Origin of the sequence: Mesorhizobium sp. M0676 (genome assembly GCF_040320535.1) — a bacterium.
In the GTDB taxonomy this organism is placed as follows: Bacteria; Pseudomonadota; Alphaproteobacteria; order Rhizobiales; family Rhizobiaceae; genus Mesorhizobium.
Map to the genome: position 1 here is coordinate 24217 of NZ_JAMYPU010000006.1, position 25072 is coordinate 49288.

Below are 25072 nucleotides of genomic sequence, written 5' to 3' on the forward strand. Positions count from 1 at the left end.
GCACCGCCTCGCCCATTCCTCGGCGATGCGCGCCAATTACAAGATGCAGCGGCTGTTCGTGCCGGACGACCTCGCGGCAGGCATCGAATTCGATGCCGGCCAGCAGCAGAGCCATTATCTCACGCATGTGCTGCGGCTCGGCGAAGGCGCCGAGATCCTGGTCTTCAACGGCCGCGACGGCGAGTGGTCGGCGGCGATTGCCACCAGGTCGAAAAGGGCGGTGCGGCTGAAGGTGCTGGCCTCGCAGAGACCGCAACCGCCCCTGCCTGACCTGATCTATTGCTTCGCGCCGCTGAAACAGGGCCGGCTCGACTATCTCGTGCAGAAGGCGGTCGAGATGGGCGCCGGCATCCTGCAGCCGGTGATCACCCAGCACACGCAAGTGGCAAAACCCTCCATCGACCGGCTGCGCGCCAATGTCGTCGAGGCGGCCGAGCAATGCGGCATACTGGCGGTGCCGGAAGTGCGCGAGGCCGAGAAATTCGAGCGCCTGCTCTCCGGCTGGGACAAGGAACGCCGGCTTATCTTCTGCGACGAGGATGCCTCGACCAACAACCCGCTGCCGGCATTGCAGGCGGTGCCGGAGAGGAAGCTGGCGCTGCTGGTCGGGCCGGAAGGCGGCTTTTCCGACGACGAACGCAAGATGCTGCGGGCGCTCCCCTTCGTCACTGCCATCCCGCTCGGACCGCGCATCCTGCGCGCTGACACAGCAGCTGTAGCGGCGCTTGCGGTGATGCAGGCGACGGTCGGAGACTGGTAAGAAGCGTAAAGATCAATTCCTGTTGACCTGTGGCTCAGGATTTTTCGCTTGATCGGCTGCTGACATTTCGTCCATTTAGCGCCGGCGGGCTCCGAGAGCCGCAGAGGGGGCCCCATGGCGCGCGACACAACCGATTTCCGGCCAATCGAAGGCATCGACGAACTGGTCGAGCATCTGGCCGAAGGCAACAAGCCGCGCGACAAGTGGCGCATCGGGACCGAGCACGAGAAGTTCCCCTTCTATGTCGACGGCAACGCGCCGGTGCCTTATGGCGGCGAGCGCGGCATCCGCGCCATCCTCGAAGGCATGCAGCAAAAGCTCGGCTGGGACCCGATCATCGATGACGGCCGCATCATCGGCCTGGTCGAGCCGACCGGACAGGGCGCGATCTCGCTGGAGCCTGGCGGCCAGTTCGAGCTGTCGGGCGCGCCGCTGGAAACGATCCACCAGACCTGCCGGGAGGGCAATGCGCATCTGGCGCAGGTCCGCGAGATCGCCGAGCCGATGGGCATCCGCTTTCTCGGCCTCGGCGGCAGCCCGAAATGGTCGCTGGCCGAGACGCCGAAAATGCCGAAATCGCGCTACGAAATCATGACCCGCTACATGCCCAAGGTCGGCACCAAGGGTCTCGACATGATGTATCGCACCTGCACCATCCAGGTGAACCTCGACTTCGAAAGCGAAGCCGACATGCGCCGCAAGATGCAGGTGTCGCTGAAGCTGCAGCCACTGTCGACGGCGCTGTTTGCCAACTCGCCCTTCACCGACAGCCGGCCGAACGGGCTGCAGAGCTGGCGCGGCGACATCTGGCGCGACACCGACAACCAGCGCTCGGGCCTGCTCGAATTCTGCTTCTCGCCCGAGTTCGGCTTTGCCGACTATGTCGAATGGGCGCTCGACGTGCCGATGTATTTCGTCATCCGCGACGGCCACTATCACGACATGACGCACATCACCTTCCGCCAGTTCATGGCCGGCGTTGCCCGCAATGAAGTACCGGACGGACTGCCCACCATGGGCGACTGGGCGAACCATCTGTCGACCCTGTTCCCTGACGTCAGGCTGAAGCGCTTCCTCGAAATGCGCGGCGCCGATGGCGGGCCGTGGCGCCGCATCTGCGCGCTGCCGGCCTTCTGGGTCGGGCTGCTCTATGACGAGGCCGCGCTCGACGCCGCCGAGGCGCTGACTTCGAGCTGGACCTATGAAGAAACGCTGGCGATGCGCAATGCGGTGCCGGAACAAGGCATTTCCGCGCCGTTCCGCAACACGACGCTGCGTGAGATCGGCCGCGATGTAATGACCATTTCGCGCCTTGGGCTGAAAAATCGCGGCAGGAAGAACCGCGACGGCTATGACGAGACCTCGTTCCTCAACACGCTGGACGAAGTCGTGGCGCGCGGTACCACCAGTGCCGAGGAAATGCTGTCGGCCTACCACACGCGCTGGGGCGGCTCGATCGAGCCGGTGTTCATGGAATATGCGTATTAGCGTCGCGCCTTGAGCAGCGGCAAAAGCCGCTTCAATCGAACATCGAAACGAACTAGGTTCTCCCTCGAGGATTTCCGGGAGGAGAAACCGATGCCTACCTTGTTCGACATATTGGCGCAGGCGCAGAACGGCAACGGCATGCAGGCGCTTGCCCAGCAGTACGGGCTTTCCATGCAGCAGACGCAGGCGGCTGTCGCCGCTCTGCTGCCGGCCTTCTCGCAACACCGCCGATCCCTATGGGCTAGGCGCCTTCATGACGGCGATGGCGAGCGGCCAGCACGCCAAATACTTCGAGGACGCGACCAGGGCTTTCTCACCGCAAGGCGTCAATGAGGGCAATGGCATTCTGGGTCATCTGTTCGGCTCGAAGGAGCTGTCGCGCGCGGTGGCCAGCCAGGCCGCGCAGGCGACCGGCGTCAGCCAGCAGATCCTGCAGCAGATGCTGCCGGCCATCGCTTCGATGGTGATGGGCGGATTGTTCAAGCAGACGACAAACCAGTTGACCGGGGGTCAGATGCAGGCCGCCGGTGGCTTCGGCGCCGGCAGCAATCCGCTCGGCGAGATCATCGAACAGATGATGCGGCAGGCGGGCGGCGGGGCACAGCCTGCGCCGCAGCCAGCACCCAATCCTTACGGTGAGAACCCGCTGGGCAAAGTGCTGCAGGACATGTTCGGCGGCGGCGCCCAACAGCCGCAAAGCCAGCCGCAACAGGCGCCCAACCCCTATGGCGACAATCCGCTGGGCAAGGTGCTGCAGGATATGTTCGGCGGTGGCGCGGCACAGCAACCGCAGGGCCGGCCGCAGCAGCCAACACAGCCGCAACAGACGCAGAGCCCTTACGGCGACAACCCGCTGGGCAAGATTTTTGAAGAGATGATGCGGCAAGGCGGTGGTGGCGGCTTCGGCCTGCCCGGTGGGCAGCCGGCGCCGCAGCAGCCGCAAGCACCCCAGCCGCGACAGGCACCGCAGGAGCGCCAGGCGCCGCAACCGCAGGCCAATCCGAGCGGCAGGCCACGCAATCCGTTCGACGATATTTTCGGCAAGATGTTCGAGACCGGCGCCAAGCAGCGCGACGACTATCAGAAGGGCGTGGAAACGATCTTCGACCAGTTCAAGCGGGACATGGACCGGCGGTAGTTGGCGGTAGTTGGGCGCTGACCTTCGCGGCTTCGGAGCAAGGAACGAAGCGACGCGGCGCAGACCGCACGATGACGACGGAGCTTTAAAAGAAAAGCCCGGTCCTGGAGGAGGACCGGGCCAGTGTGCAGGCTGGCCGGCGGGGAACCGGTAGGGAGTGGGGAGCCTGCTATACTCGTTGGTCGCAGCGAGCCTGAGAAAGGTTCACGGCAACCGAAACAATGCGCCCGATATCACGCTATCTGGCGGGCGAGATCTTCGATCGTATCGGCACGATCGCTCGCAATCGCACGCAGCTTCACGGTCGGATCGGCGCCGAACGGCACATCGATGGCGACATGGAGATCCGCGCGCGTCAGGCCGATATCGGCGAGTTCGGCGTCCGACATCTCGCCGAGGCGATAGAAGGCCCGGCGATTTTTCCAGGCCTGGTAGGCATTGAGAAGGGTGTTGGCCACGCGCGTCGCAACGGCCGGACGCGAGGTTATGCGCGAGGTCTCGGTGGCGAAATCAAACGTGGTCATGTCGGTCTCCTTCAGACTCGAACTGGACAAGACCAGGCGATCGGCGCTGGGGACAGCGGCCGTTCCGGTCTCGATTCACATGCCTTCATGTGGACAATGTGAATTTGCCACGCACCGATTGATTAATCCAACGAATGTTTCTAATCTTTAGCATCAACGCTACTGATGGATTGGACCGATGAAAGCGCCACTCGATCTCGACCAGTTGCAGACCTTCATCTCGATTGCCGATACCGGCAGCTTTACCCGCGCGGCCGAGGAAGTGCTGCGCACGCAATCGGCGGTGTCGATGCAGATGCGCCGGCTGGAAGAGCGGATCGGCAAGCCGCTGTTCGAAAAGGACGGCCGCACCAACAGGCTGACCGAGGAAGGCGACAAGCTGCTCTCCTACGCGCGCCGCCTGCTCTATCTCAACCGCGAAACGCTGGCCGCCTTCGATGACCAGCGGCTCGAAGGCACCATCCGCATCGGCACCCCCGACGACTATGCCGACCGGTTCCTGCCCGAAATCATGGCACGCTTCACACGGTCAAACCCGCGCGTCGAACTGACCGTCATCTGCGAGCCTACGCCAGGCTTGGTCGAGCATATCAAGCGCGGCAATCTCGATCTTGCGCTGGTGACGCACAACGATACGCGCGGCCAGTCGGAAGTGGTGCGGCGCGAGCCGCTGCTATGGGTGACCTCGGCCAACCATGCCACGCACGAACAGGAAGTGCTGCCGATGGCCTTCGGCCGGCCGAACTGCATCTGGCGGCGCGCCGCCGTCGATGTGCTCGACCGGCAAAACCGCGACTATCGAATCCTGTTCACCAGCTTCTCGGCCACCGTCATCACCGCCGCGGTGCTGTCGGGGCTGGCGATCTCGGTGCTGCCGGAATGCGCGCTGCGGCCCGGCATGCGAGTGCTGGGCGAAGCCGACGGTTTTGGCGCCCTGCCCGACTGCCGCATCGGCATCATGCGCGGCCAGACCTCGCGTCCCGAAATCGTCGACGCGCTGGCCCGGCACATCTCGGAAAGCCTCGACAATATTTCCGTGCCGCTCGGCGAAGAAACGGGAAGCTTCGATTTCGCCTCGCTCGCCTTCGCCAAGATGAAGCGGAGCAAGCCGAACCAGATCCTGCCTGGCTGGTAGGAACGATCAGGCCGACGCTGCCGCCTCCGTCGTTGCGTTGGCCGACGACAGGCCGGGCAGCGCCACCAATTGCGCCGGCTCCAGCGGCGGCGACAAGAGGTAGCCCTGCAGCTGCTGGCAGCCCATGGCGACCAGCAGCGCCTTTTGCACCTCGGTCTCTACGCCCTCGGCGGTGACCTCGACCTTGAGCGCGCCGGCGAGATCGATCAGCGCCTTGACGATGGCGCCCGAATTGCCGTCGCCGTCGAGAAGCCGCACGAAGGAGCGGTCGATCTTGAGCTTGTCGATGGCATGGCGGCGCAGATAGCTCAGCGACGAATAGCCGGTGCCGAAATCGTCGAGCACAATGCCGACGCCCGACTGGCGCAAGGCTGCCAGAGCCGCTCTGGTGGTGTCGTTGTTTTCCAGGAGAACGTTTTCGGTGATCTCGAGCTGCAGGCGCTTCGGCGCCAGTCCCGTTTCGGCGAGGATCGAGGCAACCTCTTCGGCAAAGCCGGCGTCGCGCAATTGCAGCGGCGAGACATTGACGGCGAGCCACGGCAGTTTGGTCTTCACGGCGAAGTGGCAGGCTTCCAGCAGGGCCCATGCGCCGAGCTGCCCGATCATGCCGCGTTCCTCGGCGATGGCGATGAACTGCGCCGCCGGCAGTGCGCCATGGACCTCATGCGCCCAGCGGATCAGCGCCTCGGCGCCGACAATGGTCTTGCCGTCGCTGGCAAAGACCGGCTGGTAGGCGAGCTTGATACCGGTGCCGCCATTTAGCGCGCTGCGCAGCTCGCTCTCGACCTTGCGCTTGCGCAGCAAAAGGTCGTCCATGTCGCCGGCGAAGACCTGGTAGCGGCCACGGCCGTTCTTCTTGGCTTCGTAGAGCGCGATGTCGGCCTTGCGCAGCAGATCGTCTGCATCGGCATCAGGGCCTGTCGACAAGGCTATGCCGATGCTGGCGCTGACAAAGACCTGATCGTCCATCAGTTTGAACGGCTCCTGCAGTTTCTGCAGCACCCTCTCGGAAATATCCTCTGCGTTCCTGACGTCGCGGACATCGATCAGGATTACCGCGAATTCGTCGCCACCCAACCTTGCCACCGTGTCGACGTCGCGAACCGTATGCTGAAGCCTGGCCGCCGTCTGGCGCACGAGTTCGTCGCCTGCCGGGTGACCAAGCGTGTCGTTGACATGCTTGAAGCGATCTAGATCGAGATAAAGCAGCGCGACCTTGCTTTCATTGCCGGAGGTAAGCAAGGCACGCCGCAGCCTGTCCTCGAACAGTGCCCGGTTGGGCAGGCCGGTGAGCGTGTCGTGAAAGGCGAGATATTGCGCCTGGGCCTGGCTGGTCTGCAGCGCCGATGACGCACGGCGCAGACGCCGGAGCAGAAAGGCGAGCACGCTCGCCGCAACCAGCGCGGCCAGAGCCAGGGCCGGGCTGGCCTTGCCCACCAGCGTCAGGCCGGGCCGTTCCTGGTCCCAGGCAATATAGCCGAGGATGACACCCTGTTTGTCGATAAGCGGAATGGCAGCCGAGCCAAGCGGCTGAGCCATCGGCAGGAGATGCGCCCCCGCCAGAAGATATTTCTGCGCGATCTTGCCGATCACCGCGTCGTTGATGAACTCTATGGAGACATGCAGATATTCGCTGCCGGATGCCTGGGTGACGCGATCCGAACTCGGCACCAGAGGCATGACGCTGAGTATGGCAGGCTGACCGCCAAGCGAGACCAGATCGTCGGCAACGAATTTTGCGCCGGCCTGGCTTGCGTCCTTGCTCATCATCTGGCGCAACCTGGCGATTGTCGGCCGCAAAGCGGGTTCGTCCTCGCCAAAGACGGCAGGCGAGACGACCTTCCCTTCGCGCATGGCGTGGACCGGCCGGTTGGCGTCGTCCAGCACATAGACCCGGTTGTGGCCGTAATACGAGGACATCCAGACGCTGAGATTCTCTGCCATCCAGGTCTGGTTGCCGGCCTTGGCGTTGATAACGGAATCATCCCAGACGGCGACGCTTTCCTGCTCGCGCTTTACCGCGGCGACCTGGTCCTGCAGGCCGTTGGCCAGGAAAACCTTCTGCCGCTCGAGCGAGACCCGGTCGGCCTGCATGGTGGCGTAAAGGCCGAAGCCGACAACGATGGCCAGTGCAAAAACGGCAAGCGTCAGCACCGTCAGGGTGACCTGGAACGTCAACGGGCTGCGTTGTCTGCGGGCGCTCATGCGTCCTCCTTGGCCCAGAGTCAATCAGGACAGGCTTAAGATCAAGTTATGGAATCTTGACGCGGAGCGACAACAGCCGCTCAATCGGCCGATGAGCGACGCAGAATCCGAATCACGAACCAATGCCACCGAATACACGGTGAGCGAGATTTCCGGCGCGCTGAAGCGCACGGTCGAGGATGTCTTCGGCCATGTGCGGGTGCGCGGCGAAATTTCCGGCTATCGCGGGCCGCACTCTTCCGGCCATGCCTATTTCACCCTGAAGGACGACCGCGCGCGGCTCGATGCCGTGGTCTGGAAAGGCACGATGAGCCGGCTGAAATTCCGTCCCGAAGAGGGGATGGAGGTGATCGCCACCGGCAAACTCACCACCTATCCCGGCAAATCCAACTACCAGATCGTCATCGACAATCTAGAACCCGCCGGCGCCGGGGCGCTGATGGCGCTTTTGGAAGAGCGCAAGCGGCGACTGCAGGCCGAAGGACTTTTCGATGCCGGCCGCAAGCGGCGGCTGCCGTTCATGCCGCGCACCATCGGCGTCGTCACCTCGCCGACCGGATCGGTGATCCGTGACATCATCCATCGCATCAAGGACCGCTTTCCGCTGCATGTGCTGGTCTGGCCGGTAAGAGTGCAGGGCGAGACGGCGGGGGCGGAAGTGACGGCGGCCGTCAACGGCTTCAACGCGCTGGCCTGGGATGGAGCGATCGTGCCGCCCGACCTTCTGATCGTGGCGCGCGGCGGCGGCAGCCTCGAGGACCTCTGGGGGTTCAACGATGAAGGGCTGGCGCGCGCCGTCGCCGCCTCGCGCATCCCGGTGATTTCGGCCGTCGGGCACGAGACCGACTGGACCTTGATCGATCTCGTCGCCGACATGCGGGCACCGACGCCGACAGGTGCGGCGGAGATCGCGGTGCCGGTGAAAGCGGACCTCGAAGCGACACTAGCCAGTCTTGGCGCACGGCTCAAAGCAGCCACCTTGCGCAATTTCGAACGCAAGCGGCAGGCCTCGCGTGCGGCCGCCCGCGCGCTGCCCTCGCCCGACCAGTTGCTGGCGCTGCCGCGACGGCGGCTGGACGAGGCGGCCAGCCGGCTTAGCCGGGGGCTGATGGTCTCCACCGAAAGAAAGCAAGCTCGGTTCTTCGCCGTGAAGCTCACTCCGGCAACGCTGTCCCGGCGGATTGCCGAGGCGCGACGCACCAACGACCGCAACCTTTTGCGCGCCCAAGGGGCGCTGCGAGCATTGGCGAGAGCTCGGCGCGCGGAGTTGAATCGTGCGGCGGATCAGTTGCCAAAATGTGCGAAAGCATCCCTGCAACGGCACAGGCAGCAACTGGCTTTGCTGCAAGGCCGCATTACGATCGAGCCAACGGCACGGCGGCAAACCGTGCAGAGGCATCTTCTGACGGCTTTGACGAGACGCGGCACGCAAGCGGTACTGCTCAGGCTGGAGCGACTGCGCGGCCGCATCGTCCAATCCGAGAGGCTGATGGCAACGCTGTCGCACAAGGCTGTGCTGGCGCGCGGCTTCGCGCTGGTCAAGGATGCCGACGGCGCGGTGATCAAACTGGCAGTTGATGTGGCGCCGGGCGCTGGCCTGCAGCTGGAGTTCGCCGACGGCACCGTAAATGCAGTCGCGACCGGCGACGCCGAGCGGGTGCAGGCCGTTGCCAAACCAGCGGCCACGCCGCCCGCCAGCAAACCCGCCGCAAAGCCGACGGCCAGCAAACCGAAAGAACCGGGCAATCAGGGCTCGCTTTTTTAGAGGACCGCATGACCGGACATGACCCGCATCTTCAAACGCCGGCGGGCAAGCCGCGCGCCCGTGCTTTCGGCATTGCCTTCGAGGGCACGCCGGGCGGCTTCAACACCATCACCGATGTGCCCGGCGTATCGGTCGGCTATGCGACGCTGATTTCCGGCGAGGGTCTGCTCGAGGTTGGCACGGGGCCGGTGCGCACCGGCGTCACCGCCATCCTGCCGCGGCCGTTGGCTGAGCTCGCCACGCCGGTGTTTGCCGGTGTCTTCAGCCAGAACGGCAATGGCGAGTTGACGGGGTCGCACATTATCGAGGAAGTCGGCGCCTTCAACCTGCCCGTCACGATCACCAACACGCATTCCTGCGGCGTCACCCGCGACGGCACGCTGCGCTGGATGCAACGCGTGCTGCCGGCGGCGCTCGACAGCGGCTGGGGCCTGCCGGTTGCGGCGGAGACCTATGATGGTTTCCTCAACGACATCAACGGTCATCACGTCGGCTTCGAAGATGTCGAAGCCGCGCTCGACGGTGCCGCCGGTGGAGCGATCGAGGAAGGCAGTGTCGGCGGCGGCACCGGCATGATTGCCTTTGGCTTCAAGGCCGGCTCGGGCACGGCATCGCGCATCGTCGAGTGGCAGGGCATCAGGCATACGGTCGGCGTATTCGTGCAGGCGAATTTCGGCAAGCGGCGCAATTTCACACTGCGCGGCGCCCGCGTCGGGCCCGATCTGGTAGAGCCGGCGATGCGCGAAGGCACGCCGCGTGCCGAAAAGGGCTCGATCATCGCCATCGTCGCCACCGATGCGCCATTTCTGCCGCACCAGATGAAGCGGCTGGCAAAGCGCGTGCCGCTCGGCATCGCCATGACAGGCGGCTTCGGCTACCACAGTTCGGGCGACATTTTTCTGGCCTTCACCACCGCCAATCCGCAAGCAGCACTTGCACCGTCGGGACGAACCGCAAACGCCGCTTACATCCCGGACGTCGAATATCGATCCGTTCTTCGATGCGGTGGCGCAAGGCGTAGAGGAGGCGATCCTCAATGCAATGGTCGCCAATGAGGATATGAGCGGACGCGACGGCAATTTCGTGCCGGCGCTGCCGAAGGCCTGGCTGAAAGATCGATTTGGATAGAGGACAAGGCCTGGCGGCGCCAGGCCTGTTGGGTCACGGCTTGGCCGCGTTGCTCTGGTCGGCCTCGGCCGCCTCTTCGAGCCGCGATGCGATCAGTTCCTGGATGTCGCCGACTTCTTCCTGGATATCTTCCAGCGGAATGCCGACCTCAGCGGCCTTGGCCGCGCACTCCTTGGCGAGGGTCTCGGCCTGCTTCTCGATCTTTACCGGCGAGTGCTGGCAGTGGACCTTTTCACCGATCCATCCGCGCAAGAACTCGATCGCATGTTCACTCATACTGCTTTTCCCTGGCGGCTATGCCGGTTGGTAACCGTAAACGTCCGCACCCGGTAAAGGATGCATGCTGCCATTCGAACCGAGTCGGCATCGCCCGGCAAGTTGATCTTGTCGGAGGTCCGAAGAGCCGAATGAAGGGAAGGGTTCAATGAGCACGTTCTGATTGTTTGATAGAGTGGTACGTTGGCCGGGATCGGCTTCGGCTCTATGCTATTGTTCTTACGATCTTTTCCTGCTGTCAACGGCCGATTTGTATCACAATAGGGATCACAACGCGTAACACATTTTCTGCTGCTTCGTGGTACACCGCCACAGCTACACGGTCGAAGCCGCCGCTATATAGTGACATCATTATGCGATGTCGACTCTATCAGCCATCCTGCTTCTTTCCGCCGCGCTGTGTCAAACGTCATCCCCGTCCAGTATGGAGATTGGATGACCCCGGAGGGCGTATGAAGATGTTGATTTTATTGCGTTTCGTGAGCCAAAAACAGAAAGCTCTCGTCAGCGTCACCCCGCTCGACTGCCTCCGCCACACTCAGCGCCTCCGACGTCGATTCCTTGCACGTAAGGCGCGGGCCGGATGAACGACAACATTGGCGCTTTGGCAGCGCGCTCCTGCTAAGGACGATGTCTCGATGCAACAAGGTCTGCCTTTCGCTGCGCCGTCTCCAGACCGATTGAGATGAAGGCGCGCGCATGCCGGGCCAATTCCATATTGTCGGACCACAGATTGCGCCAGATCGCGGTCTTCCGTGACAGGTTCTCGTCGACGATCTTCGACGAGAAGGATTCAAAGCTGAGGTCGTCCCTATAGCCGATCGCGGTCAGCGCATCGAAGATGGCGGCAAAGTCGATATTGCCGGTGCCGAGGAAACCGCGATGGCTCTCGCCGATATGGACATAACCGATCTTGTCAGCGGCATGGCGGATAGCCAGTCCGACATCGGCCTCCTCGATGTTCATGTGGAAGGTATCGAGGTGCAGGAAGATGTTGTCGGAGCCGGTGTCCGCGATGAAGGCCAGGCCTTGTGAAGCGGTGTTGAGCAGATTGCTTTCGAAGCGGTTGACGATCTCCAGATTGAGCGTGACGCCGGCGGCCTTGGCCGTCTCCGCAACCTTCGCAAGTGTACCCGCGCTGCGGTTCCACTGATCGCGCGTCGGCGCCTGCGTCTGCAAGCCGTGGCTGGTACTGAGGATGCCGCCAATCTTCTGGCCGCCGAGATCGCGGGTGAGCGCGATCGTCTCGTTGAGGATCTCGACGCCGCGCGCGGCAACCGCCTTGTCGGCACTCGAAATGTCGCCGTCGGCCGGCAGGCCGATGCTGATCGCGACGCCGAGCTTGAGGTCGGCGATGCGCCTGGCCAACCCGCCAACGTCGACATTGGCGGGGTCAAGATAGGAGAACTCGATCAGGTCGAAACCGGCCTCCTTGGTGTTGGCCAGCGTCCGTTCGAGGTCGCCTTGCGCCGAACTCGCCGACCAGACGAAGGAATGAATACCGATGCGCGACATGATCGTCTCCCGTTTCTGAATTGAGATGCGGCCGGGTTGCCCCGGCCGCATCGGCCTTGGGAGGCTTAGCGGGCTGCGGTCCAGCCCTTGTAGTCTTTCAGGTTCTCGGCCGTGATCAGCTTCGGGTCGAGCAGCACGGTCGGCTCCGCCGGCTTCTTGCCGGCAAGCAGCTCAGCCGCCATCGTCAGCGACTGGCCAGCCATCACGTAGGGATCCTGCGAAGCCGAGGCCTTGATCATCGAGGTGCCGGAAGCGAGTTCCTTCTCGATATCGGGAGCGCCATCCACTGCGGTGAAGATGAACTCCGAGCGATTGAGCTGCTTGGCCGCAAGCTGGGCGCCGATCGCCGTCGGATCGTTGATGGCAAACACCGCATCGATCTTGTCGAAGCGGGTCAGCAGCGACTGAAAGACCTTCAGGCCGCCGTCGCGCGAGCCTTCGGCATTCTGGTCGTCGGAGAGGATCTTGATGTCGGGGTGTTTTGCAAGGACGTCCTTGCAGCCCTTGACCCGCTCCAGGATCGACGACGACGCCGGGCCGTTGAGGATGACGTAGTCGCCCTTGCCGCCGGTGTGGTCGACCAGATACTGGCAGGCCTCTTCGCCGGCCTTGACGTTGTTGGTCATGACGGTGACGTCGGCGCCTGGCGCCGAAACGTCGAAGGCGGCAACGACGATGCCCGCTGCTTGCGCCTTCTTCACCGCCGGGCCGATCGCCTTGGCATCGACCGCATTGAGCATGATGACGTCGACGCCGGCGGCGATGAAGGAATCGACCTGAGAGACCTGCTTATTGAGGTCGTAGTCGGCCGACACTGACGTCACCTCGACCTTCGGGTTGATCTTCTTGGCCGCGTCCTCGATGCCCTTGATGGTGGCGACGAAGAAGGGGTTGCCGAGCAGGCCGACCGAGATGCCGACCTTGTTGAGGTCCTTGGCCGATGCGGGCGCGATGGCGGCAGCCGCGAGTGCGACGCCGCAGAGCAGTTTAGCGATGGTCTTCATTGCTTTCCTCCAATTGCCCCGCGCCTCTCACGGTGCGTTACACAAACCGGTCGTTTACGCCGGCGACCAAGGTCAATCACGTTCTCGCTCCTGCCTGGAGCCTGTAGCGGTCGAGGGCGACTGCCACGATGATGACCAATCCCTTGATGATGTACTGCCAGATGTCCGAGACACCGGCCAAGATAAGCCCGTTGGAGAGCACCGCTATGATCAGGCCACCGATCAGCGTACCCCAGATCGAGCCGACGCCGCCGACGAAGCTGGTGCCGCCGAGAATGACCGCGGCAATGGCGTCGAGTTCGTAAGACTGCCCAAGCTGCAGCCCGTTGGCCGCATAGAGCCGGGCCGCTGACATGGCGCCGCCAAGGCCGGCCAGCAGGCCGGAAACGCCATAGACAAAGAGCAGCACCAGCGGCACCTTGATGCCGGTCAGCCGCGCCGCTTCGGCATTGCCGCCGACGGCATAGATCCAGGTGCCGAGCACGGTGCGCTTGAGCACCAGCCAGGACAGCACCACGACCGACAAGGCGATGATGACCAGCCAGGGAATGCCGAACAGCGTACCGTTGCCGATGAAGTCGAACGGCAGGTCCGAGTTGAACACCGTGGTGTCCTGGCCGAGCAGGCGGGCGACGCCGCGCACAGCGGTCAGCGACCCCAGCGTGACGATGAAGGGCGGCAGTCTGATATAGGCGATCAGCAGCCCGTTGATGACGCCGAAGCCGAGGCCGACGAGAATGGCCGCCGGCACGCCCAGCAGTCCCCAATCAGGCACCAGCGACACCATCACCGCCACCATCGCCGAGGCGGCAAGTATCGAGCCAACGGACAGGTCGATCCCGCCGGTCAGGATGACGAAGGTCATGCCCGCTGCCAGCACAATGTTGATCGACGATTGCTGCATGACGATCAGCAAATTGGTCTGGGTGAAGAAGCGCGCGTTCATCAACTGAAAGCCGACCGCCAGCAGGATCAGGATCGGCAGCATGCCAAGGGCGGCGAAGGCGGTGCGCAACCGCCGGCTCCTGCCGACAGCCTGGCCACTGATCTCGGTCGCCTTGTCGGTCATCCCTTGGCCGCTCCCGTTGCAAGTTCCATGATTGCTTCCTGGCGCAGCGGCTGGTCTTTGGACGCCGTCACCTCGCCGGCGATCGTGCCGTCGCGCATTACCAGCACGCGGTCGGCGACGCCGATCACCTCCGGCAGTTCGCTGGAGATCATCAGGATGGCGATGCCCTTTTTGGCGAGATTGTCGATCAGCCGGTAGATTTCCGACTTCGCTCCGACATCGACGCCGCGCGTCGGTTCATCCAGGATGACCACTTGCGGCTCGGTCTCGAGCAGGCGGGCAAGCAACACTTTCTGCTGGTTGCCGCCCGACAGCGAACCGGCATTGGCCTGTACCGACCTGGTGCGGATGGAGAGATCCGAAACGGCCGTGGCAGCACGTCTCTCGGCGGCTTTGAAATCGCGCAAGCCGCCGGGCCGCGCATCCCTAGCCAGCACGCCCATGCTGATGTTGTCGGATATCGACATGTCGAGGAACAGGCCGAGCTCCTTACGGTCCTCGGTGAGATAGGCGATGCCGGCATTCAGTGCCTCGCTTGGCGAGCCGATGGTTACGGGCTTGCCGTCGAGTTCCAGCGTGCCGGCGATGGGTCTGTCGGCACCGAAGATCAGTCGCGCGAGTTCGGTGCGGCCCGAGCCGACAAGGCCAGCCAAAGCCAGCACCTCGCCCTTATACAGTTCGAAGGAGCAGTTCTTCAGGAGATTGCCGTCAGCCATGCCGCGCACCGACAAGGCGACCGCGCGCTTGCTGTCCGGCGGGCGATGATCCTTCCTGTAAAAAGCCGACAGGTCGCGGCCAACCATCATCGAGACGAGGCGCGAGGCGTTCAGCTCGGCGCGCTCGAGTGTGCCGACATAGCCGCTGTCGCGCAGCACGCTGACACGGTCGGCCAACTGGTAGACCTCTTCCATGCGGTGGCTGATGTAGATGATCGCGATGCCTTGCGACTTCAGCGTCGCGATGACCTCGAACAGACGGTCGGTCTCGCGCGAGGTCAGCGAGGTGGTTGGCTCGTCCATGACGATGATGCGCGCGCTGGTCGAAAGCGCGCGGGCGATTTCGACCAGCTGACGCTCGCCGAGCGACAGGCTGGAAGCCTGGGCCCGTGCGGAGAAGGACACGCCGAGACGCTTGATGATCTCATTGCTGCGCCGGTAGCATTGGTCGCGGTCGACGATGCCGAAACGCCTCGGCTCATTGCCGAGGAAGATGTTCTGCGCGACCGTCAGGTTGGGCGCCAGCGACAGTTCCTGATAGATAACCGCAATGCCATGAGCCCGCGCCTTGATCGGGTCGCCGGTGGCGACCGGCACGCCGTCAATCAGTATCTCGCCGCCGGCATCAGGCCGATAGGCGCCGGACAGCACCTTCATCAAAGTCGACTTGCCGGCACCGTTTTCACCCATCAGCGCATGGACTTCGCCGGCATGGACGGTCAGCGACACGTCCTGCAAGGCGCGGACTGGCCCGAACGTCTTCGAGATGTGCCGCATTTCCAGCACTGGCTGGCGCGTGACTTCGGCCTGAGCAGCGACGATCACCGTGCGCCTCCCGCTGCGGCGCGGGGGATGCCCTGCTCGCCGATGAGGCCACGCCATGTGTCGCGATATCGGGCAAGTCCGGTGAAGCTTGCGGCACGCACGGGCTCCGGCACTTCCGCGGCAAATTCGCGGCCGACGGTCTCGAAGGCCAGCGCCGCCGCCCCGGTGGCGCTGCCCTCCAGTGTGGCCCCTTGCAGGAAGGCCTGGCTGGGACGCAGTTGCGCCACTAGCCCGGCGAGCAGGCCGCCAGCGTTCAGTCCGCCATCGACGATCACGGTGTTGTCCGAATGGATCTGGTCGAGGCAGAGGTCGACCATCAGCGCGACGTAGAGCAGCGCCACGGCTGCGCGTTCCTCGGCGCTTGGCATGCGGCCGACCAATTTGCCGGCGCGGCCGGGCATTGGTCCGCCCGGCGCGAAGCTCGGCAGCGCCATGCTGCCGGCGTTGATCACCCGCTGCACTGCCGCCGGCGCGATCGCGCCTTGCCAGCCGTCGCTGATCGTGGCGAATTCGCGCCCGCCCATGAAGCGGATGGTCGGCACAGGGCCGCCGTCGATATCGACATTGACCAGCATGTCGCGCTGGCCATCGAGCGCGTCGAGCAGGCAATCCGGATTAAGCACGACGACCCAGGTGCCGGTCGAGACGACGGTGACCGGGCCAAGCTCCTGCCGGCGATAGGCATGGAGCGCGGCATTGCTGTCATGGACACCATTGTGGATGGCGATCCGCCGCTTCGTGTCGCCGAGGCGTTGCTCGCCGACAACCGAGCCCGCCCGCTCGAAAGCGGGCATCCGGTCGCGCCAGCCCTCAATATCGACCAGCGAACTGAAGTCGCGCTTGCGCGGCGCCCATAAATGCGAGTGGCAGCCGAGATAGGACACTTCCGAGACCGCCCGGCCGCCAAACCGCCAGCTCCAGTATTGTGGATAGCCGAGGATCGATTTCGCGGCCGTGAATGCACCGGGTTGCACCGCCTGTAGCCACAGCATGTGGCGACCGTAGTTGAAGCCGAGCGGCAATCGCGGCGAGAAGGTCTCGGTGAAATCCGGAACGAGGCGATCTATTTGCGCGGCAATATCAGCCGGCGGCTCTTGCTCGTAGTCGAGTATCGGATGCGTCAGCGCCGCCTCGTCGACCAGGGCAAAGGTGCAGCCATGGCCCGACACCATCACGCCCTCTACGCCATGGACGTCGGTGGCCTCGCTTACGGCGCGAACCGCCCAATTGTGAAGTGCTGCCTCATCAAGCACGCTGAAGCCATCTTTGCGCATCCAGTTCGGCCGGGTCCGGCGCTCGTCGACGATGCGCCCGTCCTGAGCGAAGACGAACAGCTTCGAATTGGTCTTGCCGAAATCGAGGACGGCCATCTTCACTGGATGGCTCCCGAAGCCGAAGCGATGCGCACCATGACGCCCGCGTCTTCCAGCATGCGCGCGTCAACGTCGGACAGGCCGTCATCGGTCACCAGCGTGCCGATGCGCGACAAGGGCAGCGCGATGTTACGGGCGTGGATCGACAGTTTGCGGCTGTCGGCCAGCACCACGATCTGGTCGGCACACAGGCTGAGATCGGCGATGGAGCGGACCAGCAGCGGGTGCGATTCCAGCACGCCCTCCTGGCCAAGGCCTTGCGCGCCGAGAAAGAACTTCGATGCGTAGAACGGCTCCGCCTGGGTCGGTGAATGGATGATGCCCGGCTCACGATGCAGATCGCCGCCGGCAACGGCCAGGCTGCAATGGCCGTGGTCGCTCAGATAGGCCGCGAGCGGCATCGAATTGGTATAGAGACGGATGCTGCGCTCAGCCAGCTTGACCCCAAGGTGGAAGCAGGTCGAACCGCCATGCACGATGACCGCATCGCCGTCGCGCACCATCGTGGCCGCGAGAGCGGCGATCTGCCGCTTGGCCTCGACCGCGAGGTCGCGGTTCTCGTCATAGGGCCTGGCATAGGCAACACCCGCCTGTGAAGCGCCGTCGAGCGCCGAGATGCCGCCATAGACCTTCCGTGCTTCACCGGCCTCGTCGATCTTGTCGATGTCGCGCCGCACCGTCGCCGCCGACACGCCGAGCTGCTCCTGCAGTTCGCGCACCGACGCGAAGGGGCGATCCCGCAGCAACTCGACGATCTGACGCTGGCGGCCGGAGTCGCTCAATCGGTTTTCCTCCCAGGAGCCGTTTTTGCCACGGCATTTGACGTAACTTACTCAACATCTTTCCGATTGCAAGAACCTTTGATGACATTAGATCACTATTGACGTAAGTCGCTCGCATCTGCGATACACATCAACATCCCACGACGGGTATCCGAAGCTGCGAGGCTGACGGAGCTGATAGAGGAAATGCGCCATGGCGACCTATGCGGATGCGCAGGAAATGGCTGCTTTGCGGGCGCTTTCGGCCAGCATTGGGCGCAATCCAAACCTGACCCAGGCCGCCGGCGGCAACACCTCGCTGAAAGCCGGCGACACGCTGTGGATCAAGGCTTCCGGCACATGGCTGAAGGATGCGCTCTCCGAAGATATCATGGTGCCGGTGGCGATGGCGCCGCTGCTCAGGGCTGTCGAACAGCGCGACAGCGCCGCCGACCAGCCGCAGATCTTCGCCATCGAGACGCTCAACGCCCGGCGCCTGCGCCCTTCGATTGAAACCACCGTTCACGCGCTGATGCCGCAGCGCGTCGTCCTGCATGTCCATTGCGTCGAAACCATTTCGCTGGCGGTACAGGCCAATTGCGAGGTGGAAGCCGCCAGACGCCTTGATGGTCTCAAATGGGCGTATGTTCCTTATTTCCGGCCAGGCCTGCCGCTTGCCCAGGGTATTGCCGAGCGGCTTCAGGCTGGGGTCGACGTGCTGATCCTTGCCAATCACGGGCTGGTCGTCGCGGCCGATACCGTCGCCGAGGCCGAAGTGCTGCTGCGCCGCGTCACGCTGCTTCTGGCGCGGCCGGCGCGCCAAGTGGCGGAACCGGATGTTGCGGGATTGGCGGCGCTGGCCGGGAAAACCGGTTACAGGCTGCCGGCGGAAATCGAGGCGCACGCGGTAGCCATCGATCCCGAAAGCCGCCGCATGGCGTCGGGGGGCAGCCTCTACCCCGATCACGTCATCTTTCTGGGTCGGGGGTCGGTGGTGGCAAAGCCCGGTGAGGATGTGCCGCGCGTCATCGAGCGGTGCGGTGCAAAGCCCGTGGCGATCCTGTTTCCCGGGCTGGGCGTGCTGATGCGCGGCGACGCCAGTGCCGGCGCCGACGCCATGCAACGCTGCCTTGCCGACGTGACGGCACGCATCGACATTGCAGCGCGGCTGAACTACCTCACCGCCGCCGAGAACGATGAACTGGTCAACTGGGACGCCGAGAAGTATCGACAGAAACTCAATGCCGCCAGCCGCTGACACGCCGCTTGCCATAGGCATCGACATCGGCACCTCCGGCGCGCGCGCGGTCGCCATGCGTCCAGATTTTTCCATTGCCGCGCGTTCCGCCGTTTCGCTCGAGTTGTTTGGCCGGAATGCCCGCGACCCTGCAGTGTGGTGGTCAGCGGTCGGCGCAGCGCTGGCGGAACTGCTTTCGGGCATCGACCGAACAGCGGTCCGGTCGATCGCTGTTGACGGCACTTCAGGTACGTTGCTGCCGGTCGACGGCGCCGGGCGGCCGCTGGCCGAGCCGCTGATGTACAACGATACGGTCGCCGACAACGCCATTCTGGTCGCGATCGCTCGCGAAGCCCCAGCGACCAGTGCCGCACTTGGGGCGACGTCCGGTCTCGCCAAGGCGCTCTGGTTCCAGCGCACGCCCGGTGTTGCCGCGGTGCTGCATCAGGCGGACTGGATCGCGGGACAATTCTCCGGTCGCTTCGATGTCAGCGACGAGAACAATGCCTTGAAAACCGGTTACGACATCACGGCCCGCTGCTGGCCGGACTGGATTGCGGCCACCGAAATGCGCATGGAGTTGCTGCCCGGCGTCGTCAGGCCGGGCGATGTCGTCGGCAAGCTAACCGCGGATGCCGCGGATATGTTCGGCTTACCGCGCGAAATCGCCGTCGTCGCCGGAACGACCGATGGCTGCGCCTCGTTCCTGGCGACAGGTGCCGCGGCAATAGGCGACGGCGTCACCGTGCTGGGGTCGTCGTTGACCGTCAAGATCCTGTCCGACCGGCCTATCTCGGCGCCACGCTTCGGCATCTACAGCCATCGGCTTGGAGATGTCTGGCTGGCGGGCGGCGCATCGAACTCCGGCGGCAAGGTGCTGACACAGCATTTCCCTCTGGCGCGCATCGTCGAGCTGAGCATGGCGATCGACCCGATGACCGAGACCGGCCTCGACTACTATCCTCTTGCCACTGCAGGTGAACGCTTTCCGATCGCCGATCCGGCACTGCCGCCGCGTCTTGTGCCGCGACCGGTCGAGGACGCCGACTATCTGAAAGCCATGTTGGAGGGTATCGCCGCGATCGAGGCGCTCGGTTATGACAGGCTCGCCGAGCTCGGCGCGCCGCAGCTGACGTCGGTCAGAAGCGTCGGCGGCGGTGCGGCGAATGCCGCCTGGACGGCGATCCGGCAGCGCAGACTTGGTGTTGATTTCCTGCCGGCACTTTCGGACGAAGCCGCCGCCGGCACAGCGCGGCTGGCGCTGACGGGCGCAAGCGCGGCGGGGCTTCTATGAGCGCGAAAACAGTCGAACACCTCAACGGCGTCAACCAGCTGGCCGAGCGCTATGATGTTTTCCTGCTCGATCAGTTCGGCGTGCTGCATGACGGCACCAGCCCCTATCCAGGGGCGGTGGAAGCACTGTCGGCGCTGAAGCGCGCCGGCAAGACCATTGTGCTGATCTCGAACTCCGGCAAGCGGGCGGGGCCCAACGAGAGCCGGCTGCTAAAGCTCGGCTTCGTACCGGGAAGCTGGGACCATTTTGTTTCTTCCGGCGAGGTCGCGTGGGAGTTCTTCCACGACATGGCCGTATCCGGAAAGCTACTGCCAAACACGAAATGCCTGTTGATAAGCCGCGACGATGACCGCTCGGCGATCGAAGGTCTGCCCTTCGCATTGACCAAGGACGGTGACGATGCCGGGCTGGTGCTGATTTCGGCCAGCGAGGGCGACCGCTACGATCTTGAGCACTATCGCCGGCTTCTTGCGCCGGCTGCGGTGCGGCAGGTGCCATGCTTCTGCACCAACCCTGACAAGATCATGCTGACGGCAGTGGGGCCGCGCTTCGGCGCCGGCCGGCTGGCGGATCTCTACGAGGACCTCGGTGGTAGCGTCACGCGTATCGGCAAGCCTTACCCCACTATATTCGGCGCTGCGCTAGCGGTGGCAGGCAATCCAGACCGCAGCACTGTGGTCTGCGTCGGCGACAGCGTCGAACACGACATCGCCGGCGGACTTGCTGCCGGCGTGGCCACGGTGCTGGTTCTGTCAGGAATATTGGCGGACACACCTGACCTGTTCGACCTATTCGACACGATGGACGCCTACCCGGATTACACCATGGATGGCTTCAGGTTTCGCTGATTTGATTAACCTGGCAGCGCTCGCGCCCGAATCCGGCCTCAACGCCTCGTGGCCACGAGCATTGGCCGGCTGGCTCAAGACTGCCGAACAGCGCGGATCCAGTCGAGCCGCGCGGCTGGAATGAGGCCGTAATTGTAGAAATTGACGCCGTCCACACCGGGCGCCAGCGCCGGCTTCACCTTGGCCGCGAGGATGTCGGGGCGGGCCATTTCCGGATAGAACAGCCGGTAGCCGGCGCCGAGGAATTTGTCCGCACCCAGTGCCGCACGGCCGGCCGCCATCAGGCTGGCGACATCGCCGGCCTGCATGTCGTAGGCGCACAGGATCGCCCCGTCGCAGACCTTGCCCAGCGCTGCCAGATCGCAACCGCCAAGCCAGCCGTCTTTCAGATCGATAATGACGACCCGCGTCGTGGGATCGGCTACCTCGCGCAGTTCGGCGACCAGGCTGGTCACTGGCTCGAATCGCCACAAGAGAAAGGCATGGAACTCCGGCCACGGCGCAAAGGCGTCGAGGCCGCAGGCGGGGAAATCGGGAAAGCGCCGCTCAGGCACCGCACGCTCGCAGGTCTCGACGATCCACTGCCTGGTGAGCTTGCGCGCCGCCTCGGCATCGATGCCGGCTTTTGCCGCACGGGCGACGCAGGACGGACAGAAGCACAGAGACAAAAGAAAATCGTCTTCCGGCGTCAGCCCGACACCGTCCTTCTCGTGATGGTATTCATGGGCAAAGCCCATGAAGGACGGGCTTTCAAGTTCTATCCGGTCCGGCCGATAGCTGTGCGAGATGTCGGCGATCAGCGCGCGGACATAGGCGCGCGCATCGGGATGGGACGGGCAGAGATTGTAGTAGTTGGCATCGCCGAAGGCGTTGCGGGTGACGGCCTGCGGATGCAGCATGCCCAGGCGGGTGTTGTGCAGGCAGACCGTCCAGCACGAAACGCCTAGCCCGCCCGCGTCGCGACGGCGGATGAGCTGACCGAGCACGTCGCCGCCCTCGGTGATCACGTCAGCCACCTTCGGCTGGATGGCGAGACTTCCCCAGCGCGCAGCGGTCGGCTTGAAATAGATGGTGCCGTCCTCAGGGAAATAGGCCTTGCGGCGCGGGCTGCGCGGCTGCAGGAAGCGCCCGGCATGATAGGATGTCGCCAGGCTGATCATGTTGAGCCCGGCGCGCTCGACAAGATCACGTTCGACCGTCTCCAGGCCGAGATCCTGGATGTCCCAGGGATAGGTCCACATGGACAGTTGCTGCATGGAATATCCTCTGCCTGATCCTGGTTTGGCTCAGCCGTCGACCGGCTCTGCGACCTGCATGAGGCAGTCGCCCGCCTCGCACATCGTGTGCAGCCGGCGCGACAGCACCAAGCCGCTTTCGGCGAAATGCTGGGCCTCCTCGGCAACATCGAGCCGTTCGAGATCGTGGTACCAGCCGGCCAATTGTCCTGAAGTGACACTGTCGCCGAGCCTGGCGGCGGGCTCGAACCAGCCGCGGCGGGTGGCATAGAGGCCCTGGCTGTGCCTGGACAGGGACAGCAGCCTTGTCGGCGCCGAAGACTTTTCGCCTGCGCCAAGGACCGGCGCGTCGACCACACCCATTGCTATCATCAGACGGTCGAGCGCGCGGGCCGTGATCGCCATCGAATCGACCGTTGCGGTGCCGCCGCCGCCGAACTCGCCGCTGACGCCGATGGCGCCGGCGCGGCGCGCTGCGCCCATCGAGGTTGGCGAGGCCTGGCCGTTGTCAGCGATAAAGCCGTAGGGCATGCCGAGCATGCGCATCAGCTCGACGCCACGCCGGTGGCGCTCGGGATCGGCGTTGCGTTCGACCAGCGCGGTCGGCAGATGCTCCATCGACGTGCCGCCCGAATGGATATCGAAGACGACGTCGTGACGGGGGAACAGCTCCGTCTCAAGGAAATTGGCGAGCCGGCTTGTCGGCGTTCCCGAGGGATCGCCGGGAAAGGCCCGGTTGAGATTGCCGCCGTCGAGCGGCGAGCAGCGCTTGGCGGCCATCACCGCAGGGGCGTTGGCCATCGGCATGATGGTGATGCGGCCCTTGATCCGCCTCGGATCGAGCCGGCGCGCCAGTTTTGCCAGCGACAGCTCGCCCTCATATTCGTCGCCGTGATTGCCGGCCATCAAAAGCAGTGACGGGCCGTCGCCATTGCGGATGAGGCAGATCGGCACCTTGACCTGAAAGTAGGGCGAGCGATCGATCGAGAACGGAATGCTTAGATGGCTGAGCGTCTTGCCGTCGCGGTCGAAATCGAGCGTGTGGGCGAGGCCGGTGTGCATGGTCAGACCGCCGCGACCGCGGTGATTTCGATGCGTAAATCAGGGTCGGCAAGCCGCGCCTCGACGCAGGCCCGCGCCGGCAGCCGGGCAGGATCGATCCAGGCGTCGTAGATGCTGTTCATGGCCTCGAAATCACCGATCTGCGGCAGGAAGATGTTGACCGCCACCAGCTTCGACTTGCTGCTGCCGGCCTCGACCAGCAGCGCCTCGACTTTGGCCAGCACGTCGCTGGTCTGGCCTTCGATGCCGGCCTTGCGATCGTTGGCCACCTGGCCGGCTATGTGAACGAGGCCGCCATAGACGACTGCCTGCGACATGCGCGAGCCGGACTGAAAATACTTGATCATATCGGATCCTTTCGAGGTTCTCTTTTTGGGGATCTGGTCAGCCGAACCAGGTGGGAAAAGCGTGGCGGACGTGGCCGGTCGCGTCGACGCCGAAGATCACGCGATAACGGTCGAGGCAGGTGCAGGGATGCGAGATGCCGAATTCGACGACGTCGCCGACGGCGATGTCGTCGCTCGGCGCAATCGACAGGAAGGCATGCTGGTCGTTGAGCTTGACCACCTCGGCGCGCGCCGCCGGCATCGGCAGCGGCTTGCGGGCACGAAAGACGGTGAGCGGCGTTGGAAAGCCCTGGTCGAACGACACGTCGCGCATGCCCATGCCGCAGATGGCAAGGCCCGGCTCCGGCCGCGACAGCACTTCGGCCCACAGGCGTAGCGCAGGGCGAAAGGAATGCCGCGCCGAAGCGCTGATGCCGCCTATGGCAAAACCCTTGCGGGCATCGAGGGCGCCGAGCGAACGGTCATAGGTGCCGTGGTCGTGGAAGAAGATGGCGCCGCTGCGCAGCACCAGCGTTGCGTTGCCGTCGCTGGAAACGAGGGGTGCAAGCGCCGCGACCGCCTGGTCGAAGAAGGCGGAGCCGCCGGCCGTGACGATCAGGGGTGCGTCGCCGCCGACGCGGGCACGCAGCCGCAGGAACATGTCGGCGGTCATCGCCAGCAGGCCGGATATCACCTCATCGGTGCGACCGGGCTCGGGTTGCGCCGCCGCCCCTTCATAGGTCGCAACGCCGGCTATCAGCAGCCGCCCGCCGGCAGCCGTGATCGCATCGGCGATGGCCTCGGCTTGCGCGGTGGTGCGGGCGCCCGCCCTGCCCGCACCAAGTTCGACCAGCACATGCAAAGGCGGCAGTGCCGCATTGGCGCGCCAAGCCTCGGAAAGCGCGTTCACGGCATCGACCGAGTCGGCAAAGACATAGAGCTCGGCATCCGGCCAGGCACCAGCAAGCACGGCCAGCCGGTTGGCGCCGCCGGCTCCGCCAACCTCATTGGCGATGATCAGCCGTGTCAAGCCGGCCTTCAGCATCACTGTCGCTTGCCTGATGTCGGCGACCGTCGTGCCCCATGCGCCGGCCTCGACCAGCGACCGGGCAAGGTCGGGCGCCATCGGCGTCTTGGCATGCGGAGCGATCGCAACATTGTGTTCGCGCGCATAGCGCAGGAACAGGTCGCGATTGGCGGAGAAGGCCGCCTCGTCGAGGGTCAGCACCGGAAGCGCCATGCGTCCATCGGCCGGATGCCAGTCCTCGGCCGCGACAAGGCTGCTGTCAAGCCCGGTTGTGCCGGGAGGCACGCCGCGGATGCGGTCGTCGAGCTGAAAATTTTCGTGCACCGAAAGGGCTGGAACCGGTGAGTTTTCAGTCATCCGA

20 protein-coding genes and 2 pseudogenes are annotated in these 25072 nt (G+C 64.3%); 9 read left to right on the forward strand and 13 right to left on the reverse strand.

The annotated features are described in order from the left end of the window. Nucleotides 1-25: 25 nt before the first annotated feature. From NKI35_RS08210 to NKI35_RS08220, 3 genes and pseudogenes are all read left to right on the forward strand, one after another. Nucleotides 26-760, forward strand: a complete 735-nt coding sequence (locus NKI35_RS08210) for a 16S rRNA (uracil(1498)-N(3))-methyltransferase (RefSeq protein WP_023729093.1) — start codon at nucleotides 26-28, stop codon at nucleotides 758-760. Nucleotides 761-874: 114 nt separating this feature from the next. Further along, on the forward strand, nucleotides 875-2248 hold the full coding sequence (locus tag NKI35_RS08215) for a glutamate--cysteine ligase (protein ID WP_023670558.1): 1374 nt from the start codon (nucleotides 875-877) through the stop codon (nucleotides 2246-2248). 90 nt (nucleotides 2249-2338) lie between these two features. Next, nucleotides 2339-3386: pseudogene (locus NKI35_RS08220) on the forward strand (DUF937 domain-containing protein). Nucleotides 3387-3619: 233 nt separating this feature from the next. Here the strand turns inward: NKI35_RS08220 and NKI35_RS08225 are convergent. After that, nucleotides 3620-3910 (reverse strand): DUF1127 domain-containing protein, encoded by a 291-nt coding sequence (locus NKI35_RS08225; protein WP_023670560.1) that lies wholly within the window; start codon nucleotides 3908-3910, stop codon nucleotides 3620-3622. Nucleotides 3911-4088: 178 nt separating this feature from the next. Between NKI35_RS08225 and NKI35_RS08230 the strand changes: the two genes are divergently transcribed. Further along, a complete protein-coding gene (locus tag NKI35_RS08230; RefSeq protein ID WP_023695095.1) occupies nucleotides 4089-5045 on the forward strand; it encodes a LysR substrate-binding domain-containing protein in 957 nt (318 codons plus the stop codon). A gap of 6 nt (nucleotides 5046-5051) precedes the next feature. On the opposite strand, the gene NKI35_RS08235 is transcribed toward NKI35_RS08230, so the two are convergent. After that, nucleotides 5052-7250 carry a bifunctional diguanylate cyclase/phosphodiesterase gene (locus tag NKI35_RS08235; RefSeq protein WP_352739462.1) on the reverse strand — a complete coding sequence of 733 codons (2199 nt, stop codon included), beginning with the start codon at nucleotides 7248-7250 and terminating at the stop codon, nucleotides 5052-5054. 91 nt (nucleotides 7251-7341) lie between these two features. On the opposite strand from NKI35_RS08235, the gene xseA reads away from it, so the two are divergent. Next, complete coding sequence (gene xseA / locus NKI35_RS08240; protein WP_352739464.1) at nucleotides 7342-9015, forward strand: exodeoxyribonuclease VII large subunit; 1674 nt, start codon at nucleotides 7342-7344, stop codon at nucleotides 9013-9015. 8 nt (nucleotides 9016-9023) lie between these two features. Then, nucleotides 9024-10143, forward strand: a pseudogene (locus NKI35_RS08245) (DmpA family aminopeptidase). A gap of 33 nt (nucleotides 10144-10176) precedes the next feature. On the opposite strand, the gene NKI35_RS08250 reads toward NKI35_RS08245, so the two are convergent. From NKI35_RS08250 to NKI35_RS08280, 7 genes are all read right to left on the reverse strand, one after another. Beyond that, nucleotides 10177-10419 carry a DUF768 domain-containing protein gene (locus NKI35_RS08250; protein ID WP_023670565.1) on the reverse strand — a complete coding sequence of 81 codons (243 nt, stop codon included), beginning with the start codon at nucleotides 10417-10419 and terminating at the stop codon, nucleotides 10177-10179. A gap of 621 nt (nucleotides 10420-11040) precedes the next feature. Then, a complete protein-coding gene (locus tag NKI35_RS08255; protein ID WP_352739466.1) occupies nucleotides 11041-11934 on the reverse strand; it encodes a sugar phosphate isomerase/epimerase family protein in 894 nt (297 codons plus the stop codon). A gap of 65 nt (nucleotides 11935-11999) precedes the next feature. After that, entirely contained in the window at nucleotides 12000-12938 is a 939-nt protein-coding gene (locus NKI35_RS08260; protein WP_023670567.1) for an ABC transporter substrate-binding protein, read from the reverse strand. Nucleotides 12939-13014: 76 nt separating this feature from the next. Continuing rightward, on the reverse strand, nucleotides 13015-14007 hold the full coding sequence (locus tag NKI35_RS08265) for an ABC transporter permease subunit (RefSeq protein ID WP_023710139.1): 993 nt from the start codon (nucleotides 14005-14007) through the stop codon (nucleotides 13015-13017). Then, nucleotides 14004-15500: a sugar ABC transporter ATP-binding protein gene (locus tag NKI35_RS08270; RefSeq protein ID WP_352739622.1), complete on the reverse strand. Its 1497-nt coding sequence runs from the start codon at nucleotides 15498-15500 to the stop codon at nucleotides 14004-14006. Before NKI35_RS08270 ends, NKI35_RS08265 begins: the two co-directional genes overlap by 4 nt. Nucleotides 15501-15544: 44 nt before the next feature. Beyond that, a complete protein-coding gene (locus NKI35_RS08275) occupies nucleotides 15545-16924 on the reverse strand; it encodes an FGGY-family carbohydrate kinase (RefSeq protein WP_023704481.1) in 1380 nt (459 codons plus the stop codon). Next, entirely contained in the window at nucleotides 16921-17703 is a 783-nt protein-coding gene (locus NKI35_RS08280) for a DeoR/GlpR family DNA-binding transcription regulator (protein WP_352739469.1), read from the reverse strand. The genes NKI35_RS08275 and NKI35_RS08280 overlap by 4 nt, the downstream gene beginning before the upstream one ends. A gap of 193 nt (nucleotides 17704-17896) precedes the next feature. Between NKI35_RS08280 and NKI35_RS08285 the strand changes: the two genes are divergently transcribed. The 3 genes from NKI35_RS08285 to NKI35_RS08295 are packed head-to-tail and all read left to right on the forward strand — an operon-like array spanning nucleotide 17897 to nucleotide 21061. Next, nucleotides 17897-18940, forward strand: a complete 1044-nt coding sequence (locus NKI35_RS08285) for a class II aldolase/adducin family protein (protein ID WP_352739471.1) — start codon at nucleotides 17897-17899, stop codon at nucleotides 18938-18940. After that, nucleotides 18924-20213 (forward strand): FGGY-family carbohydrate kinase, encoded by a 1290-nt coding sequence (locus tag NKI35_RS08290; protein ID WP_031196131.1) that lies wholly within the window; start codon nucleotides 18924-18926, stop codon nucleotides 20211-20213. Before NKI35_RS08285 ends, NKI35_RS08290 begins: the two co-directional genes overlap by 17 nt. After that, on the forward strand, nucleotides 20210-21061 hold the full coding sequence (locus NKI35_RS08295; protein ID WP_352739473.1) for a TIGR01459 family HAD-type hydrolase: 852 nt from the start codon (nucleotides 20210-20212) through the stop codon (nucleotides 21059-21061). Before NKI35_RS08290 ends, NKI35_RS08295 begins: the two co-directional genes overlap by 4 nt. A 74-nt stretch (nucleotides 21062-21135) precedes the next feature. Here NKI35_RS08295 and NKI35_RS08300 read toward each other — a convergent pair whose 3' ends face one another. From NKI35_RS08300 to NKI35_RS08315, 4 genes are read right to left on the reverse strand one after another with little or no spacing between them, the layout of a single operon-like run. Continuing rightward, nucleotides 21136-22317, reverse strand: coding sequence for a hypothetical protein (locus NKI35_RS08300; protein ID WP_352739475.1), 1182 nt, complete (start codon nucleotides 22315-22317; stop codon nucleotides 21136-21138). A gap of 30 nt (nucleotides 22318-22347) precedes the next feature. Beyond that, on the reverse strand, nucleotides 22348-23358 hold the full coding sequence (locus NKI35_RS08305; RefSeq protein WP_352739477.1) for a succinylglutamate desuccinylase/aspartoacylase family protein: 1011 nt from the start codon (nucleotides 23356-23358) through the stop codon (nucleotides 22348-22350). A gap of 2 nt (nucleotides 23359-23360) precedes the next feature. Further along, a complete protein-coding gene (locus NKI35_RS08310; RefSeq protein ID WP_023670576.1) occupies nucleotides 23361-23705 on the reverse strand; it encodes a RidA family protein in 345 nt (114 codons plus the stop codon). Nucleotides 23706-23742: 37 nt separating this feature from the next. Next, nucleotides 23743-25068, reverse strand: a complete 1326-nt coding sequence (locus NKI35_RS08315; RefSeq protein ID WP_352739479.1) for an alanine racemase — start codon at nucleotides 25066-25068, stop codon at nucleotides 23743-23745. Between the last annotated feature and the right edge of the window lie 4 nt (nucleotides 25069-25072).

Bases quoted from the DNA above. Each gene is read 5' to 3' on its own strand.
- NKI35_RS08290 (WP_031196131.1), top strand. From the start codon at position 18,924: ATGCCGCCAGCCGCTGACACGCCGCTTGCCATAGGCATCGACATCGGC.
- NKI35_RS08225 (WP_023670560.1), bottom strand. From the start codon at position 3,910: ATGACCACGTTTGATTTCGCCACCGAGACCTCGCGCATAACCTCGCGT.
- NKI35_RS08315 (WP_352739479.1), bottom strand. From the start codon at position 25,068: ATGACTGAAAACTCACCGGTTCCAGCCCTTTCGGTGCACGAAAATTTT.
- NKI35_RS08230 (WP_023695095.1), top strand. From the start codon at position 4,089: ATGAAAGCGCCACTCGATCTCGACCAGTTGCAGACCTTCATCTCGATT.
- NKI35_RS08310 (WP_023670576.1), bottom strand. From the start codon at position 23,705: ATGATCAAGTATTTTCAGTCCGGCTCGCGCATGTCGCAGGCAGTCGTC.
- NKI35_RS08265 (WP_023710139.1), bottom strand. From the start codon at position 14,007: ATGACCGACAAGGCGACCGAGATCAGTGGCCAGGCTGTCGGCAGGAGC.
- NKI35_RS08210 (WP_023729093.1), top strand. From the start codon at position 26: ATGCGCGCCAATTACAAGATGCAGCGGCTGTTCGTGCCGGACGACCTC.
- NKI35_RS08260 (WP_023670567.1), bottom strand. From the start codon at position 12,938: ATGAAGACCATCGCTAAACTGCTCTGCGGCGTCGCACTCGCGGCTGCC.
- xseA (WP_352739464.1), top strand. From the start codon at position 7,342: ATGAGCGACGCAGAATCCGAATCACGAACCAATGCCACCGAATACACG.
- NKI35_RS08235 (WP_352739462.1), bottom strand. From the start codon at position 7,250: ATGAGCGCCCGCAGACAACGCAGCCCGTTGACGTTCCAGGTCACCCTG.
- NKI35_RS08255 (WP_352739466.1), bottom strand. From the start codon at position 11,934: ATGTCGCGCATCGGTATTCATTCCTTCGTCTGGTCGGCGAGTTCGGCG.
- NKI35_RS08305 (WP_352739477.1), bottom strand. From the start codon at position 23,358: ATGCACACCGGCCTCGCCCACACGCTCGATTTCGACCGCGACGGCAAG.
- NKI35_RS08295 (WP_352739473.1), top strand. From the start codon at position 20,210: ATGAGCGCGAAAACAGTCGAACACCTCAACGGCGTCAACCAGCTGGCC.
- NKI35_RS08250 (WP_023670565.1), bottom strand. From the start codon at position 10,419: ATGAGTGAACATGCGATCGAGTTCTTGCGCGGATGGATCGGTGAAAAG.
- NKI35_RS08285 (WP_352739471.1), top strand. From the start codon at position 17,897: ATGGCGACCTATGCGGATGCGCAGGAAATGGCTGCTTTGCGGGCGCTT.
- NKI35_RS08300 (WP_352739475.1), bottom strand. From the start codon at position 22,317: ATGCAGCAACTGTCCATGTGGACCTATCCCTGGGACATCCAGGATCTC.
- NKI35_RS08270 (WP_352739622.1), bottom strand. From the start codon at position 15,500: ATGCGGCACATCTCGAAGACGTTCGGGCCAGTCCGCGCCTTGCAGGAC.
- NKI35_RS08215 (WP_023670558.1), top strand. From the start codon at position 875: ATGGCGCGCGACACAACCGATTTCCGGCCAATCGAAGGCATCGACGAA.